15 protein-coding genes are annotated in these 13779 nt (G+C 66.8%); 4 read left to right on the top strand and 11 right to left on the bottom strand.

Annotated features, from left to right (window positions below; genetic code table 11):
* Nucleotides 1–13: 13 nt before the first annotated feature.
* The 3 genes from AB0J95_RS00840 to AB0J95_RS00850 all read left to right on the top strand — a co-directional run bounded on the left by AB0J95_RS00840 (nucleotide 14) and on the right by AB0J95_RS00850 (nucleotide 2543).
* A complete protein-coding gene (locus tag AB0J95_RS00840) occupies nucleotides 14–661 on the top strand; it encodes a histidine phosphatase family protein (RefSeq protein WP_364750436.1) in 648 nt (215 codons plus the stop codon).
* A gap of 78 nt (nucleotides 662–739) precedes the next feature.
* The gene (gene rpmG / locus AB0J95_RS00845) at nucleotides 740–904 is read left to right on the top strand and encodes a 50S ribosomal protein L33 (RefSeq protein ID WP_364750439.1); all 165 of its coding nucleotides are present in this window, start codon (nucleotides 740–742) and stop codon (nucleotides 902–904) included.
* Between the two features lie 154 nt (nucleotides 905–1058).
* Complete coding sequence (locus AB0J95_RS00850) at nucleotides 1059–2543, top strand: GGDEF domain-containing protein (RefSeq protein WP_364750442.1); 1485 nt, start codon at nucleotides 1059–1061, stop codon at nucleotides 2541–2543.
* Here the strand turns inward: AB0J95_RS00850 and AB0J95_RS00855 are convergent.
* Nucleotides 2519–3166: a response regulator transcription factor gene (locus AB0J95_RS00855; protein WP_364750444.1), complete on the bottom strand. Its 648-nt coding sequence runs from the start codon at nucleotides 3164–3166 to the stop codon at nucleotides 2519–2521. The two genes, AB0J95_RS00850 and AB0J95_RS00855, sit on opposite strands and share 25 nt — an antisense overlap.
* A gap of 225 nt (nucleotides 3167–3391) precedes the next feature.
* Here AB0J95_RS00855 and AB0J95_RS00860 point away from each other — a divergent pair, with 225 nt between their 5' ends.
* Nucleotides 3392–6607, top strand: a complete 3216-nt coding sequence (locus tag AB0J95_RS00860; protein WP_364750447.1) for a penicillin acylase family protein — start codon at nucleotides 3392–3394, stop codon at nucleotides 6605–6607.
* 346 nt (nucleotides 6608–6953) lie between these two features.
* Here AB0J95_RS00860 and AB0J95_RS00865 read toward each other — a convergent pair whose 3' ends face one another.
* The 10 genes from AB0J95_RS00865 to AB0J95_RS00910 all read right to left on the bottom strand — a co-directional run bounded on the left by AB0J95_RS00865 (nucleotide 6954) and on the right by AB0J95_RS00910 (nucleotide 13758).
* Nucleotides 6954–8315, bottom strand: a complete 1362-nt coding sequence (locus tag AB0J95_RS00865) for an integrase (protein ID WP_364750450.1) — start codon at nucleotides 8313–8315, stop codon at nucleotides 6954–6956.
* Nucleotides 8312–8524, bottom strand: coding sequence for a helix-turn-helix domain-containing protein (locus AB0J95_RS00870; protein WP_364750453.1), 213 nt, complete (start codon nucleotides 8522–8524; stop codon nucleotides 8312–8314). The genes AB0J95_RS00865 and AB0J95_RS00870 overlap by 4 nt, the downstream gene beginning before the upstream one ends.
* 14 nt (nucleotides 8525–8538) lie before the next feature.
* Nucleotides 8539–10119 carry a replication initiator gene (locus AB0J95_RS00875; protein WP_364750455.1) on the bottom strand — a complete coding sequence of 527 codons (1581 nt, stop codon included), beginning with the start codon at nucleotides 10117–10119 and terminating at the stop codon, nucleotides 8539–8541.
* Nucleotides 10120–10139: 20 nt separating this feature from the next.
* Nucleotides 10140–10529 carry a hypothetical protein gene (locus AB0J95_RS00880; protein ID WP_364750458.1) on the bottom strand — a complete coding sequence of 130 codons (390 nt, stop codon included), beginning with the start codon at nucleotides 10527–10529 and terminating at the stop codon, nucleotides 10140–10142.
* Nucleotides 10526–12010 (bottom strand): FtsK/SpoIIIE domain-containing protein, encoded by a 1485-nt coding sequence (locus AB0J95_RS00885; protein WP_364750460.1) that lies wholly within the window; start codon nucleotides 12008–12010, stop codon nucleotides 10526–10528. Before AB0J95_RS00885 ends, AB0J95_RS00880 begins: the two co-directional genes overlap by 4 nt.
* A gap of 327 nt (nucleotides 12011–12337) precedes the next feature.
* Nucleotides 12338–12568 carry an AMED_5909 family protein gene (locus tag AB0J95_RS00890; RefSeq protein ID WP_364750463.1) on the bottom strand — a complete coding sequence of 77 codons (231 nt, stop codon included), beginning with the start codon at nucleotides 12566–12568 and terminating at the stop codon, nucleotides 12338–12340.
* 15 nt (nucleotides 12569–12583) lie between these two features.
* Nucleotides 12584–12772, bottom strand: a complete 189-nt coding sequence (locus tag AB0J95_RS00895) for a hypothetical protein (protein WP_364750466.1) — start codon at nucleotides 12770–12772, stop codon at nucleotides 12584–12586.
* Nucleotides 12769–12999: a hypothetical protein gene (locus AB0J95_RS00900; RefSeq protein ID WP_364750468.1), complete on the bottom strand. Its 231-nt coding sequence runs from the start codon at nucleotides 12997–12999 to the stop codon at nucleotides 12769–12771. The genes AB0J95_RS00895 and AB0J95_RS00900 overlap by 4 nt, the downstream gene beginning before the upstream one ends.
* Nucleotides 13000–13003: 4 nt before the next feature.
* On the bottom strand, nucleotides 13004–13450 hold the full coding sequence (locus tag AB0J95_RS00905; RefSeq protein WP_364750470.1) for a hypothetical protein: 447 nt from the start codon (nucleotides 13448–13450) through the stop codon (nucleotides 13004–13006).
* An 11-nt stretch (nucleotides 13451–13461) separates the two neighbouring features.
* Nucleotides 13462–13758, bottom strand: a complete 297-nt coding sequence (locus AB0J95_RS00910) for a hypothetical protein (RefSeq protein WP_364750473.1) — start codon at nucleotides 13756–13758, stop codon at nucleotides 13462–13464.
* Between the last annotated feature and the right edge of the window lie 21 nt (nucleotides 13759–13779).

Below are 13779 nucleotides of genomic sequence, written 5' to 3' on the forward strand. Positions count from 1 at the left end.
GCACCATGAACAGGTGCGGATCATCCTGTTACGGCACGCGGAAAGCCTGGGCAACGTCGATGAGCTGGCCTACTGCCGGATTCCCGACCACGCCCTGCCGCTGACCGCGCGCGGCGAGGAGCAGGCGCGCGCCGCTGGACCACGCGTGCGCGAACTGCTCGGTGAAGGCCCTGTCGCGGTGTACGTCAGCCCGTACGTCCGCACGCAGCGAACGCTGGAACTGCTGGAGCTCGGCGACCTGGTGGCCCGCAAGGTCGCCGAGCCCCGGCTGCGCGAACAGGACTGGGGCAACCTGCAGGACCCGGTCGAGCAGGAGATCCAGAAGCTCAAGCGGCACGAGTTCGGGCACTTCTTCTACCGGCTCGCGCACGGCGAGTCCGGTGCGGACGTGGACGACCGGGTGGCCGCGTTCCTGGCCGAGCTCAAGCTGCGGATCACCGAGGAACCGTCGCATCCGGACACCGTCCTGCTGGTCACGCACGGCCTGACCATGCGTTTGCTGTGCCGGCGCATCTTCTCCTGGAGCGTCGACCTGTTCGAGTCACTGTCCAATCCGGGCCAGTGCGAGACGCGGACGCTGACCTACTCCGGTTCGGTGTGGACGCTGGACCGTCCGTTCGCGCAGTGGCGGCCGTCGCCGGACGGCACGGCCCAGGCCTGAGGTACACTTCTCGGGAATGAAATTCATTTCCACTACGTTGGATTGGTATACCTACGCCAAACGAGGGGAGCGATTGTCATGGCACGCAACGAGATGCGGCCCGTGATCAAGCTGAGGTCCACCGCTGGCACCGGTTTCACCTACGTGACCCGCAAGAACCGGCGCAACGACCCGGACCGGCTGGTGCTGCGCAAGTTCGACCCGGTCGCCGGGCGGCACGTGGACTTTCGCGAGGACCGCTGAAAAGTCCACAGTGGAGTCCCGATACACCACGTCACACTATTAGTCCGAAAGAGTTATAGATCGGCGCATTGGTCTGCGGGGCGGCCGGGCACGGGCGCTCCGCGGGTAATCTGCGGTCGGGGTGCGTGCGGGGCTACAGGTTGCTGAGGCCGGGTTGGACCATGACGAGCAGTGGGACAGTGCGGGTGCGGTCATCCGGGAGGACCGGGAGATCCGCCTGCTGCTGAATACTGACCAGGCCACGGAGGCCGGCGCCCGGTTCGACGCGTCGCTCGCGGCCATGCCCGCCGACATCGACCGCTGGTCGCGGGCCGCCGTCCTGATGGGCCGGGCGGTCACCGCGTGGCGCCTGCGCCGGATCCCGCTGGCCCTGGAGCTGGCCGCGGAGGGCTGGACGGACATCGATGCCGAGCACCCGTCCGGTTCCCGGGCAGCGCTCGCGATGGGGCTGCTCGGTTACCTGCTGACCGGGATCGGGCATCGCCGCGCCGCCATGACGATGATGCGGCTGGCCGTGCATGCCGCGCGCGACGCCGGGGACGAGGCCGAGCTGGCGATCGCGCTGCAGCGGCTGGCCGGCACGATCAACTTCGAGGCGCTCGACGGCCCGGCCGGCGAGGCGGGACCGATGTTCGCCGAGTCACGGGAGCTGCTCGCCGAGGGCCTCACGCTCAACAGCCAGGAACAGACCCGGCGCGGGCTGCTGGGCGCGTATGCCGCGTCTCTGGTCGGCTGTGGTGACCTCGAAGCGGGCGAGAAGGCGGCCAAGGAGACCCTGGAGGCCGGGTTGTCCTCGGGCGACCGGTGGAGCACGGCCGTGGGGCACTGGGTGTTGTCCAGCATCCGGCGCCAGCAGGGATCCCTGGTCGAGGCAAGGACTTTCGCCAGCAACGCGGTCCGCGATGCCGAGCTGATCAACGACGTATCGCTGCTGACCCGGTTCTCGGCCGACCTCGCGGAGATCTGCGCCGAGCTCACCGACTTCGCGGGCGAGGCGACGGCGTTGCGCCGCAACGTGGCCGCCCGCCAGGCGGCGATGGCGACCATGCAAGAAGGTCTGGGCCAGGCGCTCGAACAGCGACGGCTCGCCATCCAGGCACAACGGCTCGCCACCGCCGCGCAGGAGGCCGCGGTCCGCGACCCGCTCACTGGTCTGACCAATCGACTGGGTCTCGAGCACGCGGCGCCCGAGGTTCTCGCGGACGCGGCGGCGAGGGGATGCACCGCCTGGCTGGTGCTGATCGACATCGACTGGTTCAAGGAGATCAACGACGACGCCGGGCATGCCGCGGGCGACAGTGCGCTGCGCGAGATCGCCGAGCTGCTGCGCAACGAGTGCCGCCCGGTCGACCTCGCCGCCCGATGGGCCGGCGACGAGTTCATCATCCTGCTGGTCGGCGAGAACGACCTGGGGCTCGCGGTGGCCGAACGCGTCCGCGCGGCAGTGAACCGGCATGACTGGCGGTCCCGGCTGGGCGCGGCACGGCGCCCGACGGTGAGCATCGGGGTGGCGAGCGGAAGCGGCAGCCTCGAGCACCTGTTCGCGGCCGCCGACACAGCTCTCTACCTGGCCAAACGAAACGGCCGTAACCGGGTCGAGCGACCCGATCTCGATCAGGCGATGAGCCCGCCGCGGTAGGCCACCAGCGCCGCCTGCACCCGGTTGACCGCGCCGATCTTGCCGAGCACGGCGGAGACGTAGCCCTTGACGGTCGCCTCGGACAGGTGCAGTGCGCTGCCGATCTCGGCGTTGGACAGGCCCTGGCCGATCAGGCCGACGACCTCACGCTCCCGTTCGGACAGTGACGCCAGCAGGCGGCGCGCGGGTTCGGCGGCTCGTTCACCGTCGGCGACCGTGGACAGCACCCGGGCCGCTACGCCCGGGTCGAGTACCGCGCCGCCGGCCGCCAGATCCCGGACGGCGCGCACCAGCACAGCCGGCTCCGTGTCCTTGAGCAGGAACCCGCTGGCGCCGATCCGCAGCGCCTCCGTGACGTACTCGTCCACGTCGAACGTGGTCAGCATGGCGACCGCCGGGGGCTCCGGCAGGGCGCGCAGCCTGCGCAGCGCGAACAGGCCGTCCGCGGAGCGCATCCTGATGTCGAGCATCACGACGTGCGGCCGGTGCTGGCGGGCGAGGTCGGCCACGTGCAGGCCGTCGTCGCACTCGGCGACCACCTCGATGTCCCCCGCGCTGGTCAGGATCGTCCGAAGTCCCGAACGAACGAGGTCCTCGTCGTCCGCGAGCATCACCTTGATCACCTTTGGCGCCTCCCCGTTCGGGTTCCGTCCCACCGGTTCCGGCGGCCGGACGGAGTCCAATGGCCCTTTTTCTCACCCAATGGGCTGAAGGTCAACCTCTAACGGGTCACAATCGTCTACCCAGCGATCGTAACTGATTGCATACGGTTAAACATGAGGGTCTTTCGCGATAGCTTTACTCCCCGGTAACGTGCTCTTCGTCACGTCCCCGAGAGGAGCACGGCAATGCGCGGACGTTTACTCGCCGCCTTCACCGCCTTAGCCGCCGCCACATATGGCCTGGTAGCGGCCGTTCCAAGCGTCGTCGCGGCGCCCGATGCCGATGCCGCGACCCCGGTCGACTACTGCATGGGGCAGTGTGGCGACATCCTGCCGCCCGGCCAGAACGGCAACGCCACGCTGGCCGACATCCTGGCGCACAAGGTGTTCGGCACCCGGCCCGCGCACGCGTCGGACCAGCTGGCCAAGTACGACTCGCTCGCCTCCGGCTACGGCGGGCTGACGGTCGACAAGATCAGCCAGTTCTTCAACAACTCGTCCCTGGGCGTGCCCGCCGACCAGGTCGAGAGCACCAGCAAGCCGCGCGCGGACGTGACCATCGTGCGTGACAAGCTCGGCATCCCGCACATCACCGGCACCACCCGGTCGGGGACCTCGTTCGGCGCCGGCTACGCCACCGCGCAGGACCGGCTGTGGCTGATGGACCTGTTCCGCCGCGTCGGCCGCGGCCAGCTGACCCCGTTCGCGGGTGGCGCCCCGGCCAACCGCCAGCTGGAGCAGGATTTCTTCAAGGCCGCCCCGTACGACGAGCAGGAGCTGCAGGCCCAGATCGACCGCGCGGCAGCCTCCTCCCCGCGCGGCGCCCAGGCGCTGGCCGACGCGAGGTCGTACCTGGACGGCGTGAACGCCTACGTCACGCAGTCCTACAACGCCCGCAACTTCCCCGGTGAGTACGTGTTGACCGGACACATCGACGCGATCACCAACGCGGGCAAGATCGAGCCGTTCACCCTGCCCGACCTGGTCGTGCTCGCCTCCGTGGTGGGCGCCCAGTTCGGTGGCGGCGGGGGCGGTGAGGTCCAGTCGGCCATCGCGCGCCTGGCGTTCCAGGAGAAGTACGGCGTGACCGAGGGCGAGCGCCAGTGGCAGGCGTTCCGGGCGCAGAACGACCCGGAGGCCATCACCACCCTCCACAACGGACAGAGCTTCCCGTACGCCCAGGCCCCGGCGAACCCGCAGGGTGTGGCCATGCCGGACAAGGGTTCGGTGACGCCGCAGCAGCTCGTGTTCGACCAGACCGGCTCGGCCGGGACCGCTACTCCGGCGACGGTCGAGGTCTCCGCCCCGGCGGAGCAGAGGCCGGCGCAGGGCATGTTCAACGACGGCGTGCTGCCCGGCAACCTGCTGAGCGAGAAGCACGGCATGTCCAACGCCCTGGTCGTGTCCGGCCAGTACACCGCCAGCGGGCACCCGGTGGCCGTGTTCGGCCCGCAGACCGGGTACTTCGCGCCGCAACTGCTGGTGCTGCAGGAGCTGCAGGGCCCGGGCATCAGCGCCCGCGGCGCCTCGTTCGCCGGGATCAGCTTCTACGTGCTGCTCGGCCGCGGCCAGGACTACTCGTGGAGCGCGACCACCTCGGCGCAGGACATCATCGACACGTTCGCGGTGGACCTGTGCGACCCGACCGGCAAGCCGGTGACCAAGGACTCGGCCTACTACATGCTGCGTGGGCAGTGCGTGCCGATCGAGACGCTGGAGCGCAAGAACGCGTGGAAGCCGACGGTCGCCGACGGCACCGCTGAGGGTTCGTACCGGCTGGTGAGTTTCAAGACGGCGTACGGGCCGATCACCGCCCGCGCCACCGTGAACGGCAAGCCGGTCGCGTACACGAGCCTGCGGTCGAGCTACAAGCACGAGATCGACTCGATCATCGGCTTCCAGGAGTTCAACGACCCCGACTTCGTCAAGTCGGCGGCCGACTTCCAGCGTGCGGCCATGGACGTGAACTACACGTTCAACTGGTTCTACGCGGACTCCCGCGACATCGCGTACTTCAACTCGGGCGGCAACCCGTCACGCAAGGCGAACGTCGACCCGAACATGCCGATCAAGGCGGACCCGGCCTACGAGTGGAACGGCTGGGACCCGGCAACCAACAACGCCCAGTACACCCCGTTCGCCCAGCACCCCCAGGCGATCAACCAGGACTACTTCGTCAGCTGGAACAACGCGCAGGCCAAGGACTACGCGAACGCGGGCTACGACAAGAGCGCCGTGCACCGCGGCGACCTGCTCGACGCCCGCGTGAAGAGGCTGATCACCAGTGGTACCAAGGTGACCAGGGCGAACCTGACCCAGGCGATGGCGGACGCCGCACTGGCCGACCTGCGGGCTGAGCGCGTGCTTCCGGAGCTGCTGCGGGTCATCGAGAGCCAGCCGGTGACCGACCCCGCGCAGAAGAACGCGGTGGCCTCGTTGAAGACCTGGCTGTCGCACGGCGGTCTGCGCAAGGAGACCGCGCAGAGCAGCCACAAGTACGCGGACGCCGACGCGATCAAGGTGCTCGACGCGTGGTGGCCGCTGCTGGTGAAAGCGGAGTTCCAGCCGGGCCTGGGCTCGACGGTCTACAACGCCCTGGTGGACACGTTGGAGATCAACGAGTCGCCGTCCGGGTACCAGAACGGCACGCCGGACTTCCACGTCGGCCAGCCGCACAAGGGTTCCTCGTTCCAGTACGGCTGGTGGGGCTACGTGCGCAAGGACATCAAGTCGGTGCTGGGCGACCCGGTGGCCGGTCCGCTCGGCCAGAAGTTCTGCGGCGGCGGGACCGTGTCCGGCTGCCGGCAGGTCCTGCTGACCACCCTCGGCCAGGCCGCGGCGGCCCCGATCAACCAGATCTACCCGGGTGACGCCAACTGCAGCGCGGGCGACCAGTGGTGTGCCGACACCATCATCCAGACCCCGCTCGGCGGCATCACGCACGACAAGATCACCTGGCAGAATCGCCCCACGTTCCAGCAGGTGGTCGAGTACCCAGCGCACCGCGGTGACAACATCGCGAACCTGTCACCCGGCCGCACCGCCACGGCATCCTCGACCGAGGGCAACCTCGTCGCGGCGAACGCCATCGACGGCAACCCATCAACCCGGTGGGCGAGCGACTGGTCGGACAACCAGTCGCTCACGGTGGACCTCGGCGCGAGCCAGCAGGTGTCCCGGGCCGTACTGCGGTGGGAGGCGGCCTACGCCAAGGGCTACCGCATCGAGGTGTCCCAGGACGGCATCAACTGGCAGCAGGCCTACACCACCACAACCGCCGACGGAAACACCGACACCGTCACCTTCACCCCCACGACCGGCCGTTATGTCCGCCTGACCGGCACAGCGAGGGGCACGAACTACGGCTTCTCCCTGTACGAGTTCGAGATCTACGCCCACTGAGACCAGGGTGTGCCGTCGGCCCGGCGCGGGGCCGACGGCACACCCCCGGCAACTGGGTGGCGAACCCCCACCACCCGCCCCGTATGATCGGTCCCGCGGTTCAGATTCTGGACAGCACGACCAGCCCTCGTAGCTCAGGGGATAGAGCATCGGTTTCCTAAAGCAGGCTGGACCATTCGTGGCCACCAACTATCCACTGTGGCTCGACCTGCGAAACCCGTTGCCACTGAAGCAAAATTTTCACCTCGTGTCCTTCTTGGACGATCCTCTTGTCTGCCACTCGCAGCCGTGATCATGAGGTGTCTGCCGCCGTTCGCGGCACAGCTGCGGCATGAAATGTGGATCTTCAGTACAGCCCTTCGATGGTCTGGTTGATGGCTTCTCGCTGACCGTCAACGCACTTGGCGTACACCCTCAGCAGGACGTCCACCGACTGCCCCGCACGCTCGGCCACTTCGGTTGGCGGCACGCCACCGTTGAGCCACAAGGACACCGCCGCATGCCGCAGGTCGTACGGCCGCCGCGCGAGCGGTGACGCCACCTGAGCAGGCGTGAACGCGTAAGTCCTCGCCCTCGCCCAGGTATTGCGGTAGGACGACGAGGACACCATTCCACCATTGGGCGCCCGGAACAGTCTGCCGTCCGGAGCGGTACCAAACCTGTCCAAATGCTCACGCAGGATCGCCACGAGCATCGGCGGAATAGGCACGAACCGAACCTCTTTCGTACCGCGATGTTTCAAGCCTCGCCGGTCGTGTACTTCTCCCGAATCCGTCCACCTCTTCCCGGCCGCTGGACGAGATTCACCGAGCGCCAACTGTCCCCAACCCGTCTCGGGCAGAGTGCAATCCGTCTCCCGCAGAGCCAATGCTTCGGCCGGGCGAGCCGCCGCGTAGTAGAGAGTCGCGTAGAACGACCGGAGGTGTTCACCGCGTTCCCGGACGCGAGCGCCCACGTATGTCGCCGCTATGAGAAGTCGTGAAACTTGATCAGGGTTGGCGACTACTCGAGGGTCAACCTCTCCAACAACTTTGTCCGCCTTCCGCTTGATTCGGGTCAGCGGGTTGTCGGGCAAGATCTCCTCTTCGACCGCATACGACAACAGATTGAACAGCACTGCTCGCTTGCGCTGATAAACCGTCGCGGCCGAGACCCCACCATCAAGCCTCACCGCCAACGCGTCGAGCACGCTCCGAACCAACTTCGGATCGGTGAAATCGTGCACTGGCCGAGATTGCCGAAGAATCCAGTCGATCACCGACCGCTGTTCGGCGCTGACCTCGTTGCCTCGCGTGACAGGCGGAATCAGAACACCGGTCAAGGCCCTTCTCATATCTCTGAGTTCCGGCCGTCCCGCCGCATCCTTCACGAATACGGCCGCCACCGTGGCCAGACCGTCAACAGTGCTCGCCCTAGTTTTCGCCGCAGAGTTGGGCCACTTCATGTCCATATAGGACTGAGCAAACGTCACCAGACTCACCGAGTCGCGTTGCTTCAACTCCGAGATCGGAAGCCCGGACTCGATGTCGAATGCTTCCCCGCTCCGCGCAGCCTGCATCAGCTCCGAAAGCCGACTCTTGGCATGGGCCTTGTTCTCGAAGTACTTCGAATGCCGCTCGGTGCCGGTGACCCACCGGACGCCATACCTCCGCTTGCCGGACTTCAGGACTCGGATCTCCCAGAACCGAACCTCGTAGGTGGTGTTCACGCCGCACCACCGAGCTTCGTGAGCCACTCGGCGAAGTCAGCGGCCATGCACCGTAGTTCCCCGTTGGGCAGGGTGAAGCACCGAGGTCCCTTGCCCGTCTGCCGCCACTTGTAGAACGTGTCCCGCGAAACGTCCAAGATCTCCAACATCTCCACGACAGTGAGCAACTGAGCCATCTCCAGCCCACGATCACTCTTCGCTGCGCCCATCTCTCCCCCTCTGTCTAAGCCGCTGACTGAGTTGCCGAAAGTTCTGGAGGCCCCGCAGCCGCCAGCAGCGCGGAGTCGTACTCAGCCCGCCATCGGATGCGTTCGGCGATCGCGTGCATGAGCAGGTGTGCCCTCGGTGGGGCGTTCTGGTCGGATGGGTCGACCTTGCGCCAGATCAGCCGAGACGTGTCGGTGACCGGCTTGACGATCCCCACCGCCGCCAACATGTCGGTGACGAACGCCCGCCGATCAGCCTTGTGGTCAACCAGCGTCTTGCCCGACCACTTCCGCGACACCAGCACCCGCCGTCCGGGCAGTCCGAGCGTGGTCCGCCGATGAGCCTTGCCCTTGCAATGACCGGGAACGGTCTTTCCGTTGGCACCCTTGGGATTGATCCCGTACAGCAGCCACACCGCACACGTCGGCGAGCAAGGCGTCACCTGAAGCTCAGCGTGCAGCCGGTCATGGTGCGCCGCCTGCCGCACAGTGGTCGCTTCCACGACCTCACCGGTGGACTTCGTGAGGTACTTGGTCAAGTAGCCGATATGCCGCCCGGCCTCCTCCGTGCCGCCGAGGATGCCCTTCGAGTGCACCTGAGCCCCGAACCGAGCGACGTGGGCCGGTTCGTCGACCTGGCGCACGGCCTCATCCCAGTCCGTCAGCGGCAGCTGTGTACCCGGGTCGACGAAGACCTTGACGCGGCTGTCCCAGATCGGCAGCGGTTCACCGTCGAGGTAGACCCGTTCGTCATGCGAGGGCCACCACACTTGATGGTAGGTCGCCGCCGTGACGAGTTTCAGCAGCTCATGCGGGATCGAGCCGCGGACTGCCGCATGCAGGTGCGGAGCCGCCCGCTTCTGTGGCTCAACGGTCGCGAAGTACTGCACATCCCAGCCCACGACCCGGCGAAGGTTCTGCCACCACCGATCCACCAGCGCCGAGAAATGCACCGCATCCCGCGCCGCCCGCCGATAGTCATAACTGTGCGGATGTACCGGCGTGCCGTCCTCGTGCACCCGCCCGTAGGTGTCGAGCGTGAGTGTCACGAACATGGATGGCCGGTACTTCCCCGCGTACTCTCGCCCGACCGTGGTCTTCGCGACCCGCTTACGAGGCAAGTCCGGAGCATCCTGCCGCCGCTTCGTGGACCGCTTGACCGCCTGTTTGGCCGGGGCATCTGGCGAGGGCAGCCGGCCGCGCATGCCGAGTTGCCGAAGATCTTCGTCGGTCCGAGTGATCTCCTCCCGCAGCTCCTCCGCCTCACCCAACTCGCCCTCTTCGACGGCCCGCTGGTAAGCCGTGAACAGGTCAGCCCGCAGCGTCAGCAGTGCGGCGTGATCCTCAGTCGGCTTGTCCGGCGTGAAGTCCGGTTCCTCATCGAGGTGCCAGCCCTCCCGGCACTGAGTGATCCGCAGCGCGCGAGCTTTCTTGGCACACGGCCCACACACCGATTCCACAGTGGACCCGCATGGCACCGCGATGTACTTCAGTTCGCCGGTGTCCGGGTCGCCTACCTCCATCGTGAACGGCCGAACACACACCCCGTGCTGCTCGGCCGCAGCCTTCACCACATCAGCCGCGAGCGGAACCCGCATACGCTCTGCCCGAGTCTCGCTCACGCCGCCACCCCCTCATTCAACGTGGACCACTCACGCAGGCACGCCAGCGACACCGGCCGCCGCTCATCCGGCTCCAGACCAAACCGTGTGTGCGGCTCCACGCCGTCGAACACGGCCACGGTCGTGCCATCCGCCATCCGCCCCTCAACGGACAGGTGCACCGAGTAACCGCCAGGAACCCGCCACACCTCAGTGCTGACATCGGTCAAGGTGTCGGACCACGCCAGCAGGGTTGAGGCCGCATGAGGCAAGGCACTGCCTCGCAGCTGAACCAGAATGCGGTCCCGCTCGCCCGCGTAGGCGCTGACCTTCACGCTCCACGGCTCCGGCAGGTCGAACGTGGTCAGATGTTCCAGGATCACGGCGAGAAGTTCGATGTTCGTCATGCTGCCGCACCTCCCGCACCGCCGGTCGGTCCCGGGAAGGGCACCACCTCAGCCGTGAAGCCGGCTACGAAGCCTCTCAGCTCCGCCAGGTCGCTATCCGAGGCGTAGAAAGCTCTGGCGCGCACCGGTTCCCGCTTACCGTCCTCTTTGGCCCAGGCCACGCCCGGAGTCAGCTCCGAGATCTCGTGAGCCTCAGCTCCACGCTCCCGCACACCGTCACCCAGGACCATGTCCACCTGGGTCGCCTCATCCAGCCGCATCGCGATCCGGGTCGTGAACAGGTTCCGGAACGGCACGATCTCCTTGCGCGGATCCTGCACGAGGGCCAGGACCCCGAACCCAGGCGCACGGCCTTGGGACGTGATGGTCTGGATAGCCGCTTGTGCACGCTCCTTGAGTTTCTTGTCCGTCTGGTAGGCGATCACGTCCGCCAGCTCGTCGACGATCAGCAGCGTGAACGGCTGCCCTGACTCCCGCGACCACCACCGCCGGATACCTCGGTACTGCCCGGCCCGCTCACGGACCTCAGCCGCCAGCTCCTCAAGCAGTTCCACCGCGTCCGGGCCGTTGTCGAACACGACCTGGTGGAAGATCTCCGGGCACTGCCCGAGTTCCATCCCGCCCTTGGGATCGATCCCGTACAGCCGCACTGTGCCTGACTTGATCAGCGGCGCCAAAGCCCAGACAGCCGACCAGAGCACCGAGCCCTTGCCCGCGCCTTGCACACCGACGACGAGAATCTGGTTGCCCAGCAGGCGAATCCGCCACGGCTTGCCCGTCTCCGTGCGCCCGATCACGATCCGCTTCAAGTCCACCGCGGACTCATCCCCGCTGAGCTGCGGCAACGCCAACACTCGCTTCAACGGATCGGAGTGGATCAAGTCCAGTTCGATCCGGCCCGGCTTGATCACCCGCACCCGACACGCGGTGGCATGGAACGAGTGCGCCAGCCCCGAGGAGCGTTCCGCCCACTGCTCCGGAGCCTGGCCCTTGATCATCGAGACTCGAACCTTGTCCCGCCACCCCTCCGCACGGACCCGCTTGAGCTTCGGCCGGTACTCGCGCCCCTTGGCCGTGCCAGTTAGGTTGGCCAGCCGCATCACGGTGCGCCACTCCCAGGCGTAGATACTCAGCCGGCGTGTCTCCGACCGCAGGAACCGGCACCACCGCGCGTACGACTCCGCCGACACCCACCACCACACGAACAGGCTCATGATGACGATCGAGGCGACTGAGCCGACCAAACCATGTCCGGCCCACCAGTCCAGCAGCAGCGCCGCAACTGTGAGCGTGGCTAGAACCGGGTAGTACCAACACAACCGAACCAGCTTGGCTACTAGCCACACCGTCACCCACACCAAAGCGACCGGCAGCAGCACGAGCTTGAACCAGCCCGGCAGCAAGGTCCACCACGGCAACCGAGGCCGAGCGATCTCCAACGGCGCGGGATCAACCCACCGCGAACCCTCACGACGTGCCATCACCAACCACCCCGCAGCGAGGCGTTCCCCGTGATGTCGCCGAATTCCAACGCCAGCACACCTGTGCACGCCGAGCACTGCGTGTCCCCGGGCAACAAGCGGGCGAATTTCTTGCACTTCTCACACCGCGTTCGGGTGACCCCACTTGCGGGCACCGCGGGTGTGGGCTCTACGCTTTCCACTGTCTACTCCAGGTGGGTAGGCAGCACAGGAGCGGAACAGGTTGGTAGCCAAGGGTCCGCTTCTGTGCCTACGGGTTCGTTGCAGGGCAACAAGACGTGCGTCATCGCCGCACGACCCATCGCACGTTATTTGTCTAATGTGGATTCAGCTTGAGGCGTACCGGTCCGCAACCTCCTGTTCCAGACCGGCATACGCCAGCGCTTCCCAGTAGTGATCCGGGTCCGTCTTGGCGACGCTGCGGTACATGTCCGCACGCCGCTGATAGAAGGCGCGCTTCTCCGCCGACGTCGCATCGGTCGGGGCCGTCATCGGGGTGACAGCGTTCGCCTGCTCAAGCGTCACAGGCACGTCGCGCCCTGACCGTCGCACGTTCACTGGCCACACCTCCCCTCAGCCGATCAGCGTCTTGATCAGGACCGCCGTGCACCGCAACTCGCAGGCGGTCTCACGGGCAATGACAGACACCGTAGGGTCGACGTCGGCCAGCAGATCCATGACGCTTGCCTTCCACCTCAACAAAGTCACGCGTTCCGCCACCGTCAGCTCTTCGACCGGAACCGTCCACAGTGAAGTTGTCACCGGTCCTCACCGTCCAAGCGTTCGGCCAGCTGCGTTGCCGCTTCGGCCAGGTCCAGCAAGAAGTTCGCGAACAGCATCCGGTCACCAGGGTTGAGCGGCGAAGGCATCAAGACGTCCCCAGGATCGAGCGACAGCGCCAGACCGGGCGGCTGCCGAGGACTCCACTGGAAGACCTCAGCCGTCGCCCCAGGGCCGACCGCCCACAGGGTGTGTCGTAGGGATGTCATGACATCAGGCCGCCGCTGGCTTCTCGGCCGCCTTGGAGCCACGACCGGCCGGAGCGTCAACGGCCCGCATGCCGGTCGCCCGAACCACCCAGGTGATCCACTTCGCCTGTCCCGTCGACTCCGCTCGAGGCTGAACCGACAGGCCCTCCAGGATCACCGGGCGGAACGGCATCCCGGGCATGGCGGCCGGGGGAACCGGCTGGACCTTGGCGGCGAACAGCACCGCGAACGACTTGTCCCGGTCCTTCTCCGCCGATGGATCGGCGAACATGCCCTTGAACAACGGCATGCCCGTGGCCTCGTCGATCCGCGGCCGGACCGGGCGGTTGCGGGCACGGTCCTCCTGGGACTGGTATTCGGTCAGCGGCTGGATCTCGCCGACCAGGTAGACACCCTCCGGGAACATGACGTCGTGGTCGATCGGGAACGACATTCCGTGCGGTACAGCCATGATCAGTTACCTCAGCTCTTGTGGTCGTGGGGGCGCAGGGCGCGGACCTCAGCCCAGCTGTCGCCCGGTTCGTGAGTGAAGCTGCGGGTGCTGTTCTGCTCCTCGCACCAGGCCGCAAAAACCGTTGCCGCGTCAGCAAGAGCACGCGCAAACGTCGCGGTGTCGGACAGCCCGCCGACCCGGGCGGGGACCTGAATGGACAGACCCGCCTCGTCATTGCCCGCGATGAGTTGCCGAACACCCGGGGAGGGTTCGAAGACTTCGGCGACGTACCCCGCCGCCGGTTGGATGACTACATGAACGGTCATGGCGCCTCCGGTCCTTGGACC

It is taken from the genome of Actinocrispum sp. NPDC049592, assembly GCF_040675465.1.
Classification (GTDB): Bacteria; Actinomycetota; Actinomycetes; order Mycobacteriales; family Pseudonocardiaceae; genus Kibdelosporangium.